A 15,390-nucleotide genomic window follows, 5' to 3' on the forward strand; every position below is an offset into this window, starting at 1 on the left:
TGCCTTAAACAACCGTTTCTGGTGTCCGCAGTACAATTATAACCATGGAGGCGGACTTTCCTCTCGACACTGATCCTACCGGTACAGCACGGGGCTCCTGCGATTTCTAGCTGAGTGCTCAAGATGGATCCCTCTCATGTGCCCCTGGGTTTGCCGCTCATCTTGGGAGAGGTGCTTTTCGACTGCTTCCCCACCGAGGTTGTGCTGGGTGGGGCGGCTTTGAATGTGGCTTGGAACCTCAAGGGGCTGGGATCCGATCCCCTCTTGCTCAGTCGTGTTGGCCAAGACGAGGCCGCCAGAGAGCTGCTGGGGGCCTTGCGACGGCAGGGGCTGCGCCTGGAGGGTCTGCAGCAGGATTCTGTTCACCCCACCGGCAAGGTTCAAGTAACCCTGGATGAGCAAGGGATCCCCACCTTCGCCATCTTGCCCGACCAAGCCTACGACTACATCCAGTTGGATATCGGGGCTCTGCAAGCTCTCCAGCCCAGCCTGCTCTACCGGGGCAGCTTGGCAGCCCGCCGGGAGGCAGCCCATCGCCACTTTCAAGAGGGGATCCCCGCTTTGGGCTGTCCCGTGTTTCTGGATCTCAACCTGCGGGATCCCTGGTGGCATCCAGACGCCATCCGGGAGATGCTGCGCACCTGCACTTGGCTGAAGCTGAACCAGGCAGAGCTGGAGCAAGTGGCCCAACTGGAAGGGATCCCTCCTGGAGACCTGCTGGAGCAAGGACAGATCCTCCAGGCTCATCTGAACCTGAAAGGTCTATTTCTGACCTTGGGAGCGGCAGGCGCGCTGCTGATCACCCCTACTCAGATCCATCGGGCCGACCCAGTGCCCGCGCCTCAGCTGGTGGATACAGTGGGGGCGGGAGATGCATTTAGCGCCGTGGCCATCCTGGGGCTGTTGCGGGGATGGCCGGAGGCAGTTCTGGTGCAACGAGCCGTGCAATTTGCGGCGGCCATCTGTGGGATCCCGGGGGGAGCACCTTCGGATCCGGAGTTTTACCGGCCCTTCTGGCAGGCATGGGAGATCCAGGAGATCCAGAGGCCAAGGGTTCAATGAAACTGGCGCAGGTGAAACTGGGCGTAGCGCCCCCCTTTGCCCAGCAATTCTCGGTGATTTCCCTGCTCCAGCAATTGCCCCTGCTCCAAGACGAAAATGCGGTGGGCAGTGCGTACCGTCGAGAGGCGGTGGGCAATCACAAAAACGGTGCAGCGTTGCATCAGCCGTTGCAGTGCTTCCTGCACCAACGCTTCCGACTCGTTGTCCAAAGCCGAGGTGGCCTCGTCCAGGATCAAGATCTTGGGGTTGAGGAGCACGGCGCGGGCAATGGCCAGCCGTTGCCGTTGTCCACCGGAGAGGGTGACCCCCCGTTCTCCCACGCGGGTGGCGTAGCCATCGGGCAAGCTCTCGATAAAGGTGTCAATGTTGGCCACCTGGGCCGCCTGGCGTACCGCTTCCAGGTCAAAATGCTCTTGTCCGTAGGCGATGTTGCTGGCAATGGTTCCCGAAAACAGGGTGATCTCCTGCGGCACAATGCCGATCTGCCGGCGCAGGCTCTTGAGGGTGACGGTGCGGATGTCGATGCCGTCGATGCGGATGCAGCCCTGCTGGGGATCGTAAAAGCGGGGAATCAGGCTCACCAGGGTGGATTTGCCGGCGCCGGAGGATCCCACCAGGGCCACAATCTCGCCGGGAGACACCTGAAAGCTGATCTGTTTGAGCACCGGCTGATCCGGTTTGTAGGCAAAGGAAACTTGGTCGAACTCCACCCAACCCTGAATGGGAGGCATGGGGCGGGCCCCGGGCAGCTCCCGGATTTGGGAGCGGGTGTTTAGCAGCTCGAAAATCCGCTCCACCGAAGCCTCACCCTGTTTCAGCTCGCTGTAGTTGTTGGTGATGTGAACAATAGGGTCGATCAACATGGCAACACCGGCGATAAAGCCGAGAAACTGGCTGCCGGTCAGGTTGCCCTGGCTAATTTGCCAGCCGCCCACCCAAAACACCCCCAACACGCTCATGGCGTACAGAAAACCCACCACCGGGTCTTGAATGGCTTTCACCTGTTCGGTCTGAAACCGGGCCAGGCGGTTGCTTTCGGCAATGGCACTGAAGCGGCGAATTTCGTAGTCCTCAGCCGCAAAGGCGCGAGTGAGGCTGATCCCGGCAAACACTTCAGTCAAGAGGGCGGCCAAATCCGACATCTTCTCTTGGTTGAGGCGGGAGCGAAACAAAAGGCGATCCCCAAACCAACTGATCAAGGCTCCCATCAGGGGGGCTATCAGCAAGGTGGTCAAGGTGAGAATGCCGTTGAGATAGAACAGGTAGGCCACCACCGCCAAGATGGTGAGCACGCTGGGGATGAAGCGATGGAAAAACCGCTGCACCACCTCTCCCACCCGATCCAGATCCCCCGTGAGGCGATAGACCAGATCGCCAGTGCGGCTGCCGGAAAAATAGTCCACATCCAGTGCCTGCAGGTGGGCATAAATCTGTTGGCGCAATTCCAAAACCATTTGCAAGGAGGCCCTCGCCATCAGGGTGTCTTGGCCATACTGAAAAGCGCCGCGCACCAAGAAAAACACCACCCCAATCAAGGCCAGCATCCGCAATTGCCCCAGATCCCCGGCACCAATGGAGCGGGCCACCCACTCGATCAAGTAGGCGAGGGCGGGCATGGTTAGCACAAAGCCAAGGGTACAGGTTAGCCCCAGCAACAACATCCACAGATGGGGCCGAATGAAGGGAGTGAGACGGCGATAGCTACGACCCGGATGCACAAATCACAAACCAGAAGGGCCTCTGACCCAACCAGCTTACAGGATAGTGTTGCGGACTGCTGCCGGGATCCCTGAAACTGGCCGGTAGAGCTGAAAGCCGCTGCGGCCATTTTCCTTGACCTGGTAGAGGGCCAAGTCGGCATGGTGCAAAAGGGTGGACACTTCTACGCCGTCTTGGGGGTAGAGGGCGACGCCAATGCTGCAGGTCACGGAAAGGGAATGGCCCTCGCAGGAGAAGGGAGTTTGAAAGGCATCGACAATCCGCTGAGCCAGACGCGCTGCCACTGTGGGGCTGCCAATTCGGGGCAGCAGCAGGGTGAACTCATCCCCTCCCCAGCGGGCGACGATATCTCCAGGGCGAACGCACTTGGTTAACCGTTCAGCTACCCCCTGCAACAGGGCATCGCCGACACCGTGGCCGAAGGTATCGTTGATGTCTTTGAAGTGATCCAAATCCACAAAGAAGAGGGCCAGAGATTCACTGTAGTATTGCTGCAGGGCCTGCTGCAGCCGCTCCCGAAAGGATTCGCGGTTCACCAAACCTGTCAGGGCATCATGATGAGCGCGAAACTCCATGTAGGCTAAGCTCTGCTTTTGGGCGGTGATGTCTTCGCAAATGCCTTCATAGCCGAGGATGTTTCCGGCTTTATCTTTAACCAAACGGGCCTTTTCTCGGACCCAGATGATCGAGCCATCCCGCCGCCGCAGCCGGTACTCAAAGCCGCGTACGGATCCCTGCTCCTGCAATAGCCGCACAAATTCTTCCCACTGGCTGGGATCCACATAGAGCTGCCGCTTGCCCGCCTCTTTCGCTTCGCGCATCAATTCTTCGGGGGAGCTGTAGCCGCAGATCTGGGCCAGCATCGGGTTGGCGGAGAGATACCGACCTGCCGCATCGGTGAAAAAAATGCCCTCTACCGCATTCTCGAAAAAATTGCGATAGCGCTCCTCAGCCTGGCGCAGCTCCTCTTCCACTTGCCGGCGCTCCGAGATCTCGAGGGCCAGAGACACCAAATCCGCCAGGGATCCGGCGAAGTTTTGCTCTTCCAAGGTCCAGTGGCGAGGGGATCCAATGTGCTCGTGGCAGAGAACTCCCACCATCCGTCCTTCCAGTCGAATGGGGGCATCCAGCATTGAGACCACTCCCATTGCTGTCAGGTAGGAATTGCCGAACTCGGCGGTGCGGGGATCCGCCACCACTTGGTCGGCAGCAATGGTGCGCTCTTGCTCCAGGGCTTGAAAATAACGGGGATAGTCTTTGGCCCAGATCTCCGCCCCTTGAGTATGGGATCCCTCGGGGTTGTCTGGGGTGATCTCGAATTGATTGATGCAGCGAATGCTGGAGCGCTCCGACGTGTAGAGCCAGACCCCCACCCGTGCCACCCCCAGGGTATGGGCGGCTGTAGTACAAATCTGTTGCAGAGCAGCTTGTAAGTCTCCTTGGCTGAGGGCTTTGTGCCGGGTGAGCTCCATCAGAGCCCGGTTGTGCTCCAACAGTTGCTTTTGGCTGCGCTGTAGCTGCCACTCCACTTGCTTGCGTGCTGTGATGTCCTGACAGGAGCCGACAATTCGGCTGATTGGCTTGTTCTCCTCAACTACTGGAGAAAGGGTAACGATTAGAACATGGGTCGACTCTGGGTCGGGAGCGGCAGAGGCCGTTAGGCTCAGCTCAAAGCTCACTTGCCGGCCATGGCTGAGGCAGTGTTCGGTGTGCAGTTGAATCTGCGCAGCCAGAGAAGGCGGTAGACAACTCTGGAGCTCTTCTCCCTCGATAGGTCGAGAGGAGAGAAAAAACATCCTGCAAAAAGCCGGGTTACCCACCAAAAACCGACAGCGCGGTTGAGGTGAGCCTCTTTCTGGCTCGGGGGGCAGACACTCAAGGACAAACAACCCATCGCTGACGCTCTCGAACATGGTGCGCAGCACAGCCCGTCCCCGAGCCTGTACCGGGCGCCCACGGTACATGACCTGGGGATTCCACAGATCGGCCCGCGTCAGCGCATCATAAACGCTGCCAGCCTGGTCTAGCCCAGCAGTCCCCCTTTCAACCATAGGCTAGGAACACCCAGTAGACGCTCGGGCAACGGGGAGGGCAAGCCGAAAAAAACAGCTATGAATTCACGCTGTCTCTGCCATTCTACGGTCATCCTATGGAATTGTTGGGGGAGTTTGTGTGTCTCTCGATACAAAAGATCCCCGGGCTGGCACGGGCTTTTGGGTGCTCCGGAGGGGATATTCTTTGAAGCAACTCTTGAGGTTAATTAAAAGAATTATTAAAAAGCCTGTCCTGCCGACGTGAAGGGCTATGCGTCGCCGTTTTCAAGGTTAAACCGCTTCTGGCTCCCGAACTTGTTCTACCCGTACATCGACACGCTTGGGAAGGAACCAGGCTCCTATTAGTTAGAACTGCTCTCATTAGAAAGAACCTCAGCTAGCCCTGGAAAAGGGATCCCTGCCAGACCCAGGATGGCTAATTCCGCGGGCGTGGGATCCCCGATGCATCCAAGGCAAGAGAGGAAGACTGATGGATACAACTCCACCACTCAACCGAGTAACAGCATAGCTCTATTGAGATTAGCTTTCAATAGCGTGCCGGCAAAGTAGGGATCCTCTTTGATAAAGACTTGCATTAAGCTTGAGGAGTCTGGTAGAGTGCTTACCCAAGTAGCAATTGCTAAAGATTTGCAGTTAAGTCTTCTCAGGAGAACAAGCTGCGGAGTGGCAAGCATGGCATGGCAACAGGTTCAGGCGGGGGTGTGGTGTAGGCAGTTGGGGCAATGGGCGCCTCAGTGGTGGCTGGGCTGGAGCCTGGAGCAGGGCTTTCGGCTCTACCGTAAGGAGGTTTCCTCTGCTCTGCCTTCTCTCTCTGCTTTGAGGATTCGCTACCAAGAGCGAGATGGCTGGCTGGATGTGTTTCTGGGAGAAGCCGAACAATGTAACCGACGACGGCGCAGCCTTTTGGATCCGGCAGCGCGGGTAGCCTTGCACTACATGCCGGAAGATTTAGCTCAGATTCAGTCCCTAAAGTGTCCTCACGAGCGCATTCCCCTCGAGCTTTGGCAGCGGCTAACCCAGCAGCCGGGTTGAGGACTGTTGAAGGTTAGAGGGCTATTTACTGTTTTTATTGTTTCAGATGGATCCAGTCCGCTGCGGCAACCGATCCTGCCTCTTCTCGCCTTTCCAGTTCTTCTGGAGAGCGGTAGCCTGTTTTTTTCTTCCTCTAGGCAGGCTTAAGCTGGAGAACGAAGAGTAGCGGCTGCAGCCATGACTGTTTCTAAGCACCAACCCAAGCAGCGCTCCCAGCAGCAGGTCGAGGGGCTGACTTCTCGCCGCCTTTTGAAGGGATCCATCATCGGCGCCGGCCAGGTAGGCATGGCCTGTGCCTACTCGATGGTAATCCAGAACACTCTGGATGAGCTGGTCCTTCACGACATCGACCGCAACAAGCTGGAAGGGGAAGTGATGGATCTGGTGCACGGGATCCCCTTTGTGGAGCCGACGCGGATACGGGCAGGGGAACTGGCTGATTGCGCCGGGTCAGATGTAGTGATTTTAACGGCAGGGGCTAAGCAGCGGCCTGGAGAAACCCGTTTGGATTTGGTGCAGCGCAACGTCGAGATCTTCAAAGGCTTGATCCCGGCCTTGATGGCGCATTGCCCTGACACACTCCTTTTGGTGGTGAGCAATCCCGTTGACATCATGACTTACGTTTCCCTGAAGTTGTCGGGGTTGCCGGCAGGGCAGGTAATTGGGTCGGGGACGGTTTTGGACACAGCCCGCTTTCGCTATCTTTTGGCGGAGCGCCTGGGGGTGGATCCGCGTAGCCTGCACGCCTACATCATCGGCGAACATGGAGATAGCGAGGTGGCCGTTTGGAGCAAGGTGAACATCGCCGGCACCCCGATTGGGGAACTCTCGCCGGACTGGGATCCCGCCTATTTGGGGGATATCTTCGAGCAGGTGCGCAACGCTGCCTACGAGATCATCCGTCGCAAAGGGGCCACCAGCTACGCCATCGGGTTAGGGGTGATGCAAATTGTCCAAGCCCTGCTGCGGGATCAACACCGCGTTTTAACCGTGAGCAGCCTCACCCAAGGGGAGTACGATCTGCCAGAGGTCTGTCTCAGCTTGCCCAGAGTGGTCGGGCGGCAGGGGGTGGAACGCACGCTGGCCATGTCCCTCACCGAGAGCGAGCGCAAGCAGCTGCACCGCTCGGCCCAGATCTTGCGGCAAGTCATCGACAGCATCCGGTGGTAGCCTAGATCTCCTGGACTTTTGTCGCTCCCCTCCAAGCTGGGGGATCCCTTGGTCAGTGGGCGAGGGCCGCAGCTGGCGGCAGGAGGTGGTCTATGGAAGCAGAGGTGCAACAGGGGCAGCAATCGCCTGAGGGCCAACTGGAGAAGCGCCCCCCTTCTCCGCCTTGGGCCGGGATCCCCTTACAGAGGGGCCTCGGTCACCGGGTACGGCAGCACGTCAATCCCCTGCAGGCGCAGTATCAGCAGCCCACCCCCCCACCCCACTGGGAGCGGGTATACCGGCGGCTGGGGCAGCCCTTTCATCTGGATATCGGCACAGGGAGCGGACGATTTCTGCTGCGCCTCGCTCAGGAGCAGCCCGACTGGAACTTCCTGGGGGTAGAGATTCGGCAGGCGCTGGTGGAACGGGCCAATGCCTGGCGGGACGAGCTGGGGCTGGATAACGTCCATTTTCTGTTTGCCAACATCAATGTCTCTTTGCGGCATCTGTTTGCGCCGGGGGATCTCAGCCGCGTAACCATCCTATTTCCGGATCCCTGGTTCAAAAAGCGCCATCACAAACGGCGGATCGTCCAGCCCCAACTGGTGGCGGATCTGGCTCTGCTGCTGCGACCGGGCAGCCCTGTCTTCCTGCAATCGGATATCCAAGAGGTGGCCGAAGAAATGGCAGCTCGATTTTTAGAGCATCCGCAGTTTTGGGATCCCCACCAGGGGCCTTTGGACTCCAATCCCCTCGGCATCCCCACGGAGCGGGAGTGGCACTGCCTACAACTGGGCCTGCCCATCTATCGCTATTGGCTGGAGCGACGGTGACAACAGGACAAATCCGTAATGCAGTAATAACAACTCCATTCCGCCAAGACAATACAGAAGATAGGATATAACCCGCTTGAGTTGGATCCGTCGCCGCAATGTCTCACTCTGAAACCACGGCCTCTGCCGACCCCTCCTCTGCTTGGTTTTCTGTTCGCCGTGGGATCCTCAACCTGCTGAGCCTATTGGCCATTGTGATTGTCGGGCTTTCTCTTTCCAGCAGTTGGTTTCAGCCGCCGCCCCAAACGCAGTTGGATTTGTTGCAAACCGATCTCGCCCTGCAAGCTTCCCGCACCCTCGATGATCCCCGCTATCAGGATCTGGCACGGGCACTTTTGGGTCAGGATGTGTTCAAGGTGGCCCAAAATCGCTATCAGCAGACCGCCGATAACTACGCCGAACGCCTGAAACGTTTGAAACGGCTGGCCCGTTTAACTCCTGCTGGCGAATCTGAGGCGGCCAGCCCAGAACTGGCCCAATCTCCAGAGGTGGATCCCGCCCTTTTGGCCTCCATGCAAGATTTGCAGACGGAGCTGGATGCGCTTTGGCTGCGCCTGGGCTTGCTCTATGCCTACCAAGAAGATCTGGAAGCTGCTCGGCAGCAATGGCAGCAGATCATCGACCTGGAACGTCCCGTGGAGCTGGAATCGAGCCAAAAGGGGGCAGCGCGGGTTTTGCAAGGGCTGTGGGGAACACCGCGGCGCATCTTGCCAGAGGCGGAGGTGCAGATTCGCAATCATCTGGATGGTTGGTTTGAGGCGGTGGCTCTGCAACAGCTTTACCGACTGCAGCAGCGCAGCGATAGCCTGAATGCCCTCAACCAACAGCAGGAAAAATTGGCCTTGGCGGCTCTATTTCGACTGGCGGTGGTGGGCGGGATCCCCGTGCTGGGGGCACTGCTGGGGTTGATGCTCTTGTTGGGCTGGCTGGGCTGGAGCCTTTGGCGCAAACGTCCGCTTCTGGGCTCTGCTTGGGAAGTGCCTTGGCCGGGGATCGGGGCGCAAGCGGTGTTGACCGGCTGGTTTTTGGGGTTTATCGCCCTCAACGCTTTGGTGCCTCGACTTTACATCATCATCCTCGGCCTGGGGGCACGGCAGCTCAGCCCTTGGCAGCAGGCGGTAGCCCTGTTTCTCACCTACAATTCCGGCGCTTTGCTGGGGGCAGGGTTATTGTACCGTCTCTTGCACGCCTACCCCGGCTGGCAGAGGGTGCTGCAGGTGCGGTTGTGGGGTCCTTGGCTGCTGTGGGGCTTGTGTGGCTACTGGGTGGCCTTGCCTTTGGTGGTGCTGGCAGCGGCGCTGTCGCAGTTGCTGCTGCCGCAGGCAGGGGGTGGGAACCCTATTCTGCCTCTGCTGCTGGACAGCCATGGCTGGGGGGCGCGGTTGGTGTTTTTGGCCGTGGTGTCTGTCTGTGCCCCTGTTTTTGAGGAGGTGCTGTTCCGGGGCTTTTGGCTGCCCACCCTAAGCCGCCACCTGCCTATGGGGGCCGCCATTGTGCTCAGCGCCTTTACCTTTGCCCTTGCCCACCTCAACCTCTCTGATCTGCTGCCTCTGACCATGCTGGGGGTGGTGCTGGGGGTGGTGTACAGCCACAGCCGCAACCTGCTGGCTCCCATCCTGCTGCACAGCCTCTGGAATACGGGATCCCTGGTGACGCTGCTGGTGCTGGGGGGTGCGCGTTAAGGGGGGCTCTGCCTACTTTTTCCTGCCGAAGAGGCGGCTCAAGAACCCGCCGTTGTCTTCTTTGCGGGGAGGCGGCACCACTTTCTGAGCCTGTGACGTTTGACGGCTGGCCACTCGCGTTGGCGGGACGGAGTCCTTGGGGACGGGAACGGGCTGTTGAGTGGTGACCTGCTGCATCCAACGGCGCACTTCTGCCATCAACTCGGCGTTGGCGGGTTCTAGGCGACTGGCTTGCATAAAGTCTGCTTTGGCCATGCCGGTATTCCCCTGCTTCAGGTGGGCAATGCCCCGGTGCAGGTAGTAGCGGGCCACGTTGGGCTCAGCGCTGATGGCAAAGTTCAGATACTGCACCGCATCCCGGTATTGCTTGCGCTCGATCATGTCCAAGGCTTGGATAAAGCGGGTTTCCGCAGGGCTGAGCTTGGGAGCCGGAGGTGGGGTGGGAACGGGCTGAACAGGGGGACGGGTGGGCGGAGCAACAGGAGAGCTGGTGGGGGGTGGCACCGGGATCCCACCCACAGTGGTACGGCTGGGGGAAGGGGTTGGGATCCCGGTCGCGGTAGTGGTTCTAGAGGCAGGGGCTAGGCTCCCCTGGTAGCCGGCCTTGAGCAACAAATAGGCCAGGTTCAGCTCGCTCAATTGCTCGGTTTTCTCGAGCAGGGTTTCCATGGAGCTGTATTGCTCTTTGGCCAGCTTCTCCACCCGTCTGACATACTCTTCCTGCCAATGGGGGTGCTCGGCCAAGCCCTTGACGGCTTCCCCAGAGGGCCAAAGATCCGGGGGGGGCGTCTCCAAAAGGCGTTTAATCCGCATTTTGAGCACAGTTTCGTATTCCCCTCGCTCCCGCTCTTTGGTCAGCACTTCGTTGGCCGGGTTGACCAGCTTGGCAAAGAGGATGTTGGCGCGTTCTGCACCTTCGGGATCCCCCACAAACCGATCCGGGTGGAGGGCCTTGGCCGCCTGCAGGTAGCCGCGCCGGATCCCCTTGGAGTCGGCGGTAAGGGGCACGCCTAAGATGGCGAAATGGTCAGTCTCGTAGCGGGCTAGTCCTCGGTTGAGGCGGGGGACATTAGAGTTGGATCCCATAGTTGCCACTTCTCTAAAATCTGCTGCAAGGTTCCGTTTTCGATCAGGCTGGAAATCGCCCCATCCACAGCTTCCTTCAGGGAAGGATGCTGAGAGGATACTACTCCCACCAGAGGCATGGGGAACAGGGGCGGCCCCACCAGGCGCAGCCGGGATCCAGCTTGGCGCAGGTTTAGGGCGGCAACAGGCTGATCGACCAGCACGGCATCCAACTGGCCGGCTTGTAGCTGAGCAAACAAGCGCTCAGGGTTGCTGGTGGCAAAGAGACGAATGGCGTTGCCCCTCCTCTCGTTATACGCCTCCAGTAGGGCTGCCCCCGTACTGTTAACTACAATGCCCACTTTGCGGCCAAATAATTGCGACAGTGTCTCGATGGCCGGTTCCTCTGGCCCGGAGGCGGGGAAGGGATCCCGTACCACCAAGCGCTGCGGGCTGAGATAGTAGGGCCGGGTGGCCAGAAACTGCTCCGGATCCAAGCCCAAAGCTTCCCGCGCTCCCCAGATCAAGTCCACCTCATCCGCTTGCAAAGCTGCCAACTGTTCGCTCCAGGCCACATAGATGGGATCCACCTGCACCTGAAGGGTTTGGGCAAGCGCCTCCAGGATATCCCACTCGAAGCCGGCGTAGGTTTGTCGCTCCAAGTCGGTATAGAGATAGGCCGGCCCCAGACTGGGATCCAAGCCAACTCGAATGCGCCCCCGAGCTTGGATCTCAGTCCAACGGGAATCAGGGGGCTGTGCCCGCTCGGTGGGGGCGACTTTCCCTTGTGCCGGCTGAGGGTAACCGGGGCCAGCAGTGGCAACCCCAAGGGCCATCGCTCCCAAGAGGAGAGCCAGGCCGAACTGTGCCGCCCGGCAGCGATGTCGCTGTTTTCTGTGGAGCTTGCTAACCAATCTTCTACCTACCCTGCCCGACACGGATGTTTTGTAGTCTTCTTGATTATTCTTCAACTACTTCTGTCTCGAATTCAACTCGTTCAACCGGCAAGCTTTCCCGGTTCTGATAGGCTGGGCGTGGATCCCGCCGCATGGGAAAGGAGACCGGCAAAGGCCGCACCTGGGCCAGTTCTTCTTGCAGAGCAGCGTGTAACCAGCCATTGCTGGCCAACAGTCGGCCACTGTAAACATCCACCGGGCTGCCATCATAAGCGGTCACCTTGCCGCCTGCCTCTCGCACCAGGACGATCCCTGCGGCAATGTCCCAAGGGGAGAGGCCCCGCTCCCAGTAGCCATCCAACTGGCCGGTGGCCACATAGGCCAAATCCAGAGCTGCAGATCCGCCGCGCCGTACTCCTTGGGTGAGATGGGTAAAGTGGCAAAACTCGGCGTAGTTGTTGTCGGGGGTTTCGCGACGATCGTAGGCAAAGCCGGTCACCAGCAAGCTCCGAGACAATTCAGCCGTTGTGGAGACTCGAATGGGTTGGCGGTTGCGGGTAGCCCCCATCCCTTGGACGGCGCGAAACAGATCCCCGCGAAAAACATCACAAACAACCCCCAAAACCGGCTCCCGCCCCTGCAGCAAACCAATGGAGACGGCGGCAAAAGGGTAGCCATGGGCAAAGTTGGTGGTGCCATCCAGGGGATCGATCATCCAAGCGTAGGCGCCCTCCGGGGATCCCTGCTGGCCTGATTCCTCGGTCAAGATGACATCTTCGGGGAAGTGCCGCCTCAAGATTTTCAAGATGAGATCCTCGGAAGCGCGATCCGCCGCAGTCACCAAGTCGCCCGGACGTTTCTCCTCAATGGCAAGGGTGCCCCCCACATAACTGCGCAGCAAAGCTCCTGCCTCCAGGGCAGCTTCTGTGGCCACATCCAACCGACGCAGCAGGGCCTCCGTCACACCCTCACCTCAAGGTTAAAAACCTGCTACTCAGAATAGCCCGCCTGAGGCTGTGGCTCCCAAGGGATCCCTGAAAGCCAAAATAGGCCCGACCCAAACCCAATTTTTTGGGAAAGGGGGTATCTCCAAGGCTGCCTATGGTGTATAGTACAGTACACTGGGGCTTGTGGGTTTTCCGGCAGCCCGCCAAGACCAGAGTTCCTTTGAAAGCAGTAGGGTTTTGGGGAACTATAGATAAGACTTTGAATTTGGAAAGCCAAGCTGCTGTAAATGGCGTTGAGCGTTGAGGGGAGAAGACCTTTGCCACATAGCTACGACGATTTTTTCACCTCCATCACAGAGGTTGGCGGGAAAAGTCCTCTTCCCAGCCAGGGCTTTGATCTGCCGGCGGATTTGTTCGATCGAGTCCCTGAGCAGCCGGTATCCCATCCGGAGTTCACCCTGTCCATCTGCCATCCTGTCCGGCCCTGCAGCTACATCCTGCGGGAGAGTATCTACACGGTTGGACGGGATCCCTCCAACGCCATCCAGATCGTCAATCGGTTTGTCTCGCGTCACCACGCTTACCTGGTGCGGGTGCCCACCAAGTCCAACCGGACAGGGTTTACCTATTGCCTGATCGACGGCAACCGCAAGGGCCAGTCCAGTACCAATGGGGTGTTTGTCAACGGCACGCGGGTGGCCACTCACTACCTGAGGAGCGGAGATGTCATCTATTTCGGGCCGGAGATCCGCGCCTATTTCTTCGAGGTGGCCCGCATTCTCCCTGTGAACCCCTTTGACATCGACCCTGGCCTTGGCGAAGAGCTTCAGCTTCCCCACGACACAGGAAGCCACCGCAACCGTTGACAGATCTAAAGCTGCATCGCTAGATTAATTAAGCTGGTTAAGCAATGTGAATTGGGGCATCGCCAAGCGGTAAGGCAGCGGGTTTTGGTCCCGCCATTCGGTGGTTCGAATCCATCTGCCCCAGCTTAAAATCCAACCGAGAGCACAAAGGCGCAAGCCCTTGGGATCCCGTGCAGACCTGGGGTTTCGGCTCTTGGCATCAGCAGGGCGCGTTGCTCTGGGGAACTGAGGAATCATGGGGTCGCCTTTGCCAACGGAGGCCCTGGCTTGGCGAGGCTGGCCGCGGGGAGAATGGCAACAACCAGAAACCAAGGGTGAGGGATCCGGGGTGAGCTGTTCAGGTCGATCCTTGATGGTGGTGGGAACTTCTTCCCACGTGGGCAAAACCCTGCTGGTAACAGCCCTTTGTCGCATTCTCAAGAAAGCGGGAAAAAGGGTTGCCCCCTTCAAAGCTCAGAACATGTCCCTCAACGCCTATGTCACCCCAGACGGCAAGGAGATTGCCTACGCGCAGGCTCTGCAAGCTTGGGCTGCCGGGATTCCCCCTGCGGTGGAGATGAACCCAATCCTTCTGAAGCCCCAGGGCAATCTGACTTCCCAGATCGTCTTGAACGGAGTGGCGGTGGGCACCTACCGCGCCGGAGAGTATTACGAGCGCTGGTTTGCGCCGGCCTGGCAAGCGGTCAAAGAAGCCCTTGCTCGCCTACAACAGCAGTACGACTGGATCCTTTGCGAGGGGGCAGGCAGTCCGGCAGAGGTGAACCTCAAACATCGGGACTTGGCAAATATGCGGGTTGCCTTGCATTTGGGATCCCCCACTTGGCTGGTGGCGGACATCGACCGAGGTGGGGCGCTGGCCCATGTGGTGGGCACGCTCCAACTGCTGGAACCTGAAGAACGGGCCCTGATCCGGGGCATTGTCATCAACAAGTTTCGGGGCTCGCGGGAATTGTTGCAGCCCGGCCTGGATTGGCTGGAAAACTACACCGGGATCCCAGTTGTCGGGGTCTTGCCTTGGGTGGACTGGGTTCTGCCCCAAGAGGATTCGATGGGAATTGAGGCCAGCCCCCAGCTCTGGGAAGATCGCCGCGACCGGGCCGGTGGCCAAGCCCTGAGGGAAGGGCGCCTGGAGATTGCTGTGGTGCGTTTGCCCCAGGTGGCCAATTTCTCGGATTTTGACCCCTTGTTGGCGGAGCCCACCGTCCATCTGCGCTGGGTTCACCCCGGCCAAAGTTTGGGATCCCCGGATGTGGTCATCCTGCCCGGCAGCAAAACCACCCTCAACGATCTGTTCGCGTTGCAAAAGACCGGCCTGGCCGAGCAACTGCGCCAATACTCCGGCCATATCGTCGGCATTTGCGGCGGACTGCAAATGTTGGGAGAAACCATCGCCGATCCCGAAGGCTGGGAGGGGATCGCCGGCACCTACTCGGGGTTGGGCTTTCTCCCTTTGACCACCGTTTTACAGCCCACCAAGGTCACCCAGCAGGTACAGACCCAAAGCCGATGGCCTGCCCTGGCCCCCATCCAGGGGTACGAAATTCATCAGGGATCCACCCAGGCGGATCCCTCTGGTTGCCTGCCGCTGTTCGAGCAAGAGAACCTGGGCTGGCGGGATCCCACGGGTCGGATTTGGGGCAGCTATCTGCATGGCCTGTTTGACAACCACCTGTGGCGGCGACAATGGCTGAACTGGCTGCGCCGACAAAAAGGCTGGGATCCCTTGCCGGATCTGGAGGGCCACTATGCTCAGCAGCGGGAGCAATTGCTGGAGCGCCTGGCCGATCTGTGGCAGCCTCACCTGGACTTGGGCCTGTTGATGGAATAGCCCATCGGCGATGGGGGAGAGAAGTGGGGTGGGAGGCTATGTTGCGCCAGGTTACGCCAGCGCGACCGGAAATCCAGGATCCACTCAACCGGTTGCCTCGGCTACCTCTGCCTGACCCGAAGAAGTCCGCTCCGAAAGACTTATGCAACGCTGAACAAAACAGAACTTTGCCCAGCATCGCTGCTTTCTTCCTGCTTCAGCGACCCATGACTAGCGGCAGAGTTCACCCCCACCACCCCGCCAGAGGAGTCTCCACA

12 protein-coding genes and 1 tRNA gene are annotated in these 15,390 nt (G+C 59.2%); 8 read left to right on the forward strand and 5 right to left on the reverse strand.

Annotated elements, in window-relative coordinates; genetic code table 11:
* The first annotated feature begins 123 nt into the window (after positions 1-123).
* Positions 124-1,062, forward strand: coding sequence for a carbohydrate kinase family protein (locus tag NW840_RS05955; RefSeq protein WP_414343023.1), 939 nt, complete (start codon positions 124-126; stop codon positions 1,060-1,062).
* Here the strand turns inward: NW840_RS05955 and NW840_RS05960 are convergent.
* Together NW840_RS05960 and NW840_RS05965 are read right to left on the reverse strand one after the other, a co-directional pair.
* Positions 1,056-2,780 (reverse strand): ABC transporter ATP-binding protein, encoded by a 1,725-nt coding sequence (locus tag NW840_RS05960; protein ID WP_414343024.1) that lies wholly within the window; start codon positions 2,778-2,780, stop codon positions 1,056-1,058. The two genes, NW840_RS05955 and NW840_RS05960, sit on opposite strands and share 7 nt — an antisense overlap.
* A 36-nt stretch (positions 2,781-2,816) precedes the next feature.
* Positions 2,817-4,832, reverse strand: coding sequence for a diguanylate cyclase domain-containing protein (locus tag NW840_RS05965; RefSeq protein WP_414343026.1), 2,016 nt, complete (start codon positions 4,830-4,832; stop codon positions 2,817-2,819).
* A 675-nt stretch (positions 4,833-5,507) separates the two neighbouring features.
* Here NW840_RS05965 and NW840_RS05970 point away from each other — a divergent pair.
* From NW840_RS05970 to NW840_RS05985, 4 genes are all read left to right on the forward strand, one after another.
* Positions 5,508-5,867 carry a hypothetical protein gene (locus NW840_RS05970; RefSeq protein WP_414343028.1) on the forward strand — a complete coding sequence of 120 codons (360 nt, stop codon included), beginning with the start codon at positions 5,508-5,510 and terminating at the stop codon, positions 5,865-5,867.
* A gap of 249 nt (positions 5,868-6,116) precedes the next feature.
* Positions 6,117-7,037, forward strand: a complete 921-nt coding sequence (locus NW840_RS05975; protein ID WP_414343046.1) for an L-lactate dehydrogenase — start codon at positions 6,117-6,119, stop codon at positions 7,035-7,037.
* Positions 7,038-7,129: 92 nt separating this feature from the next.
* Positions 7,130-7,849 carry a tRNA (guanosine(46)-N7)-methyltransferase TrmB gene (trmB, locus tag NW840_RS05980; RefSeq protein WP_414343030.1) on the forward strand — a complete coding sequence of 240 codons (720 nt, stop codon included), beginning with the start codon at positions 7,130-7,132 and terminating at the stop codon, positions 7,847-7,849.
* A gap of 98 nt (positions 7,850-7,947) precedes the next feature.
* Positions 7,948-9,531 carry a type II CAAX prenyl endopeptidase Rce1 family protein gene (locus tag NW840_RS05985; protein WP_414343033.1) on the forward strand — a complete coding sequence of 528 codons (1,584 nt, stop codon included), beginning with the start codon at positions 7,948-7,950 and terminating at the stop codon, positions 9,529-9,531.
* Positions 9,532-9,543: 12 nt separating this feature from the next.
* Here the strand turns inward: NW840_RS05985 and NW840_RS05990 are convergent, their stop codons facing one another.
* From NW840_RS05990 to NW840_RS06000, 3 genes are all read right to left on the reverse strand, one after another.
* Positions 9,544-10,617 (reverse strand): DnaJ domain-containing protein, encoded by a 1,074-nt coding sequence (locus tag NW840_RS05990; RefSeq protein ID WP_414343036.1) that lies wholly within the window; start codon positions 10,615-10,617, stop codon positions 9,544-9,546.
* Entirely contained in the window at positions 10,575-11,432 is an 858-nt protein-coding gene (locus tag NW840_RS05995; protein ID WP_414343038.1) for an ABC transporter substrate-binding protein, read from the reverse strand. The genes NW840_RS05990 and NW840_RS05995 overlap by 43 nt, the downstream gene beginning before the upstream one ends.
* Positions 11,433-11,556: 124 nt before the next feature.
* Complete coding sequence (locus NW840_RS06000) at positions 11,557-12,456, reverse strand: inositol monophosphatase family protein (protein WP_414343041.1); 900 nt, start codon at positions 12,454-12,456, stop codon at positions 11,557-11,559.
* Between the two features lie 270 nt (positions 12,457-12,726).
* Here NW840_RS06000 and NW840_RS06005 point away from each other — a divergent pair, with 270 nt between their 5' ends.
* The 3 genes from NW840_RS06005 (at position 12,727) to NW840_RS06015 (ending at position 15,133) form a co-directional block, all read left to right on the forward strand.
* Positions 12,727-13,305, forward strand: coding sequence for an FHA domain-containing protein (locus NW840_RS06005; protein WP_414343044.1), 579 nt, complete (start codon positions 12,727-12,729; stop codon positions 13,303-13,305).
* 52 nt (positions 13,306-13,357) lie between these two features.
* Positions 13,358-13,429 (forward strand) — tRNA-Gln (locus tag NW840_RS06010).
* A 228-nt stretch (positions 13,430-13,657) separates the two neighbouring features.
* Entirely contained in the window at positions 13,658-15,133 is a 1,476-nt protein-coding gene (locus NW840_RS06015; protein ID WP_414343048.1) for a cobyric acid synthase, read from the forward strand.
* The last annotated feature ends 257 nt before the right edge of the window (positions 15,134-15,390 follow it).

Source organism: Synechococcus sp. R5-13, assembly GCF_047462015.1.
Taxonomy (GTDB): Bacteria; Cyanobacteriota; Cyanobacteriia; order Thermostichales; family Thermostichaceae; genus Thermostichus.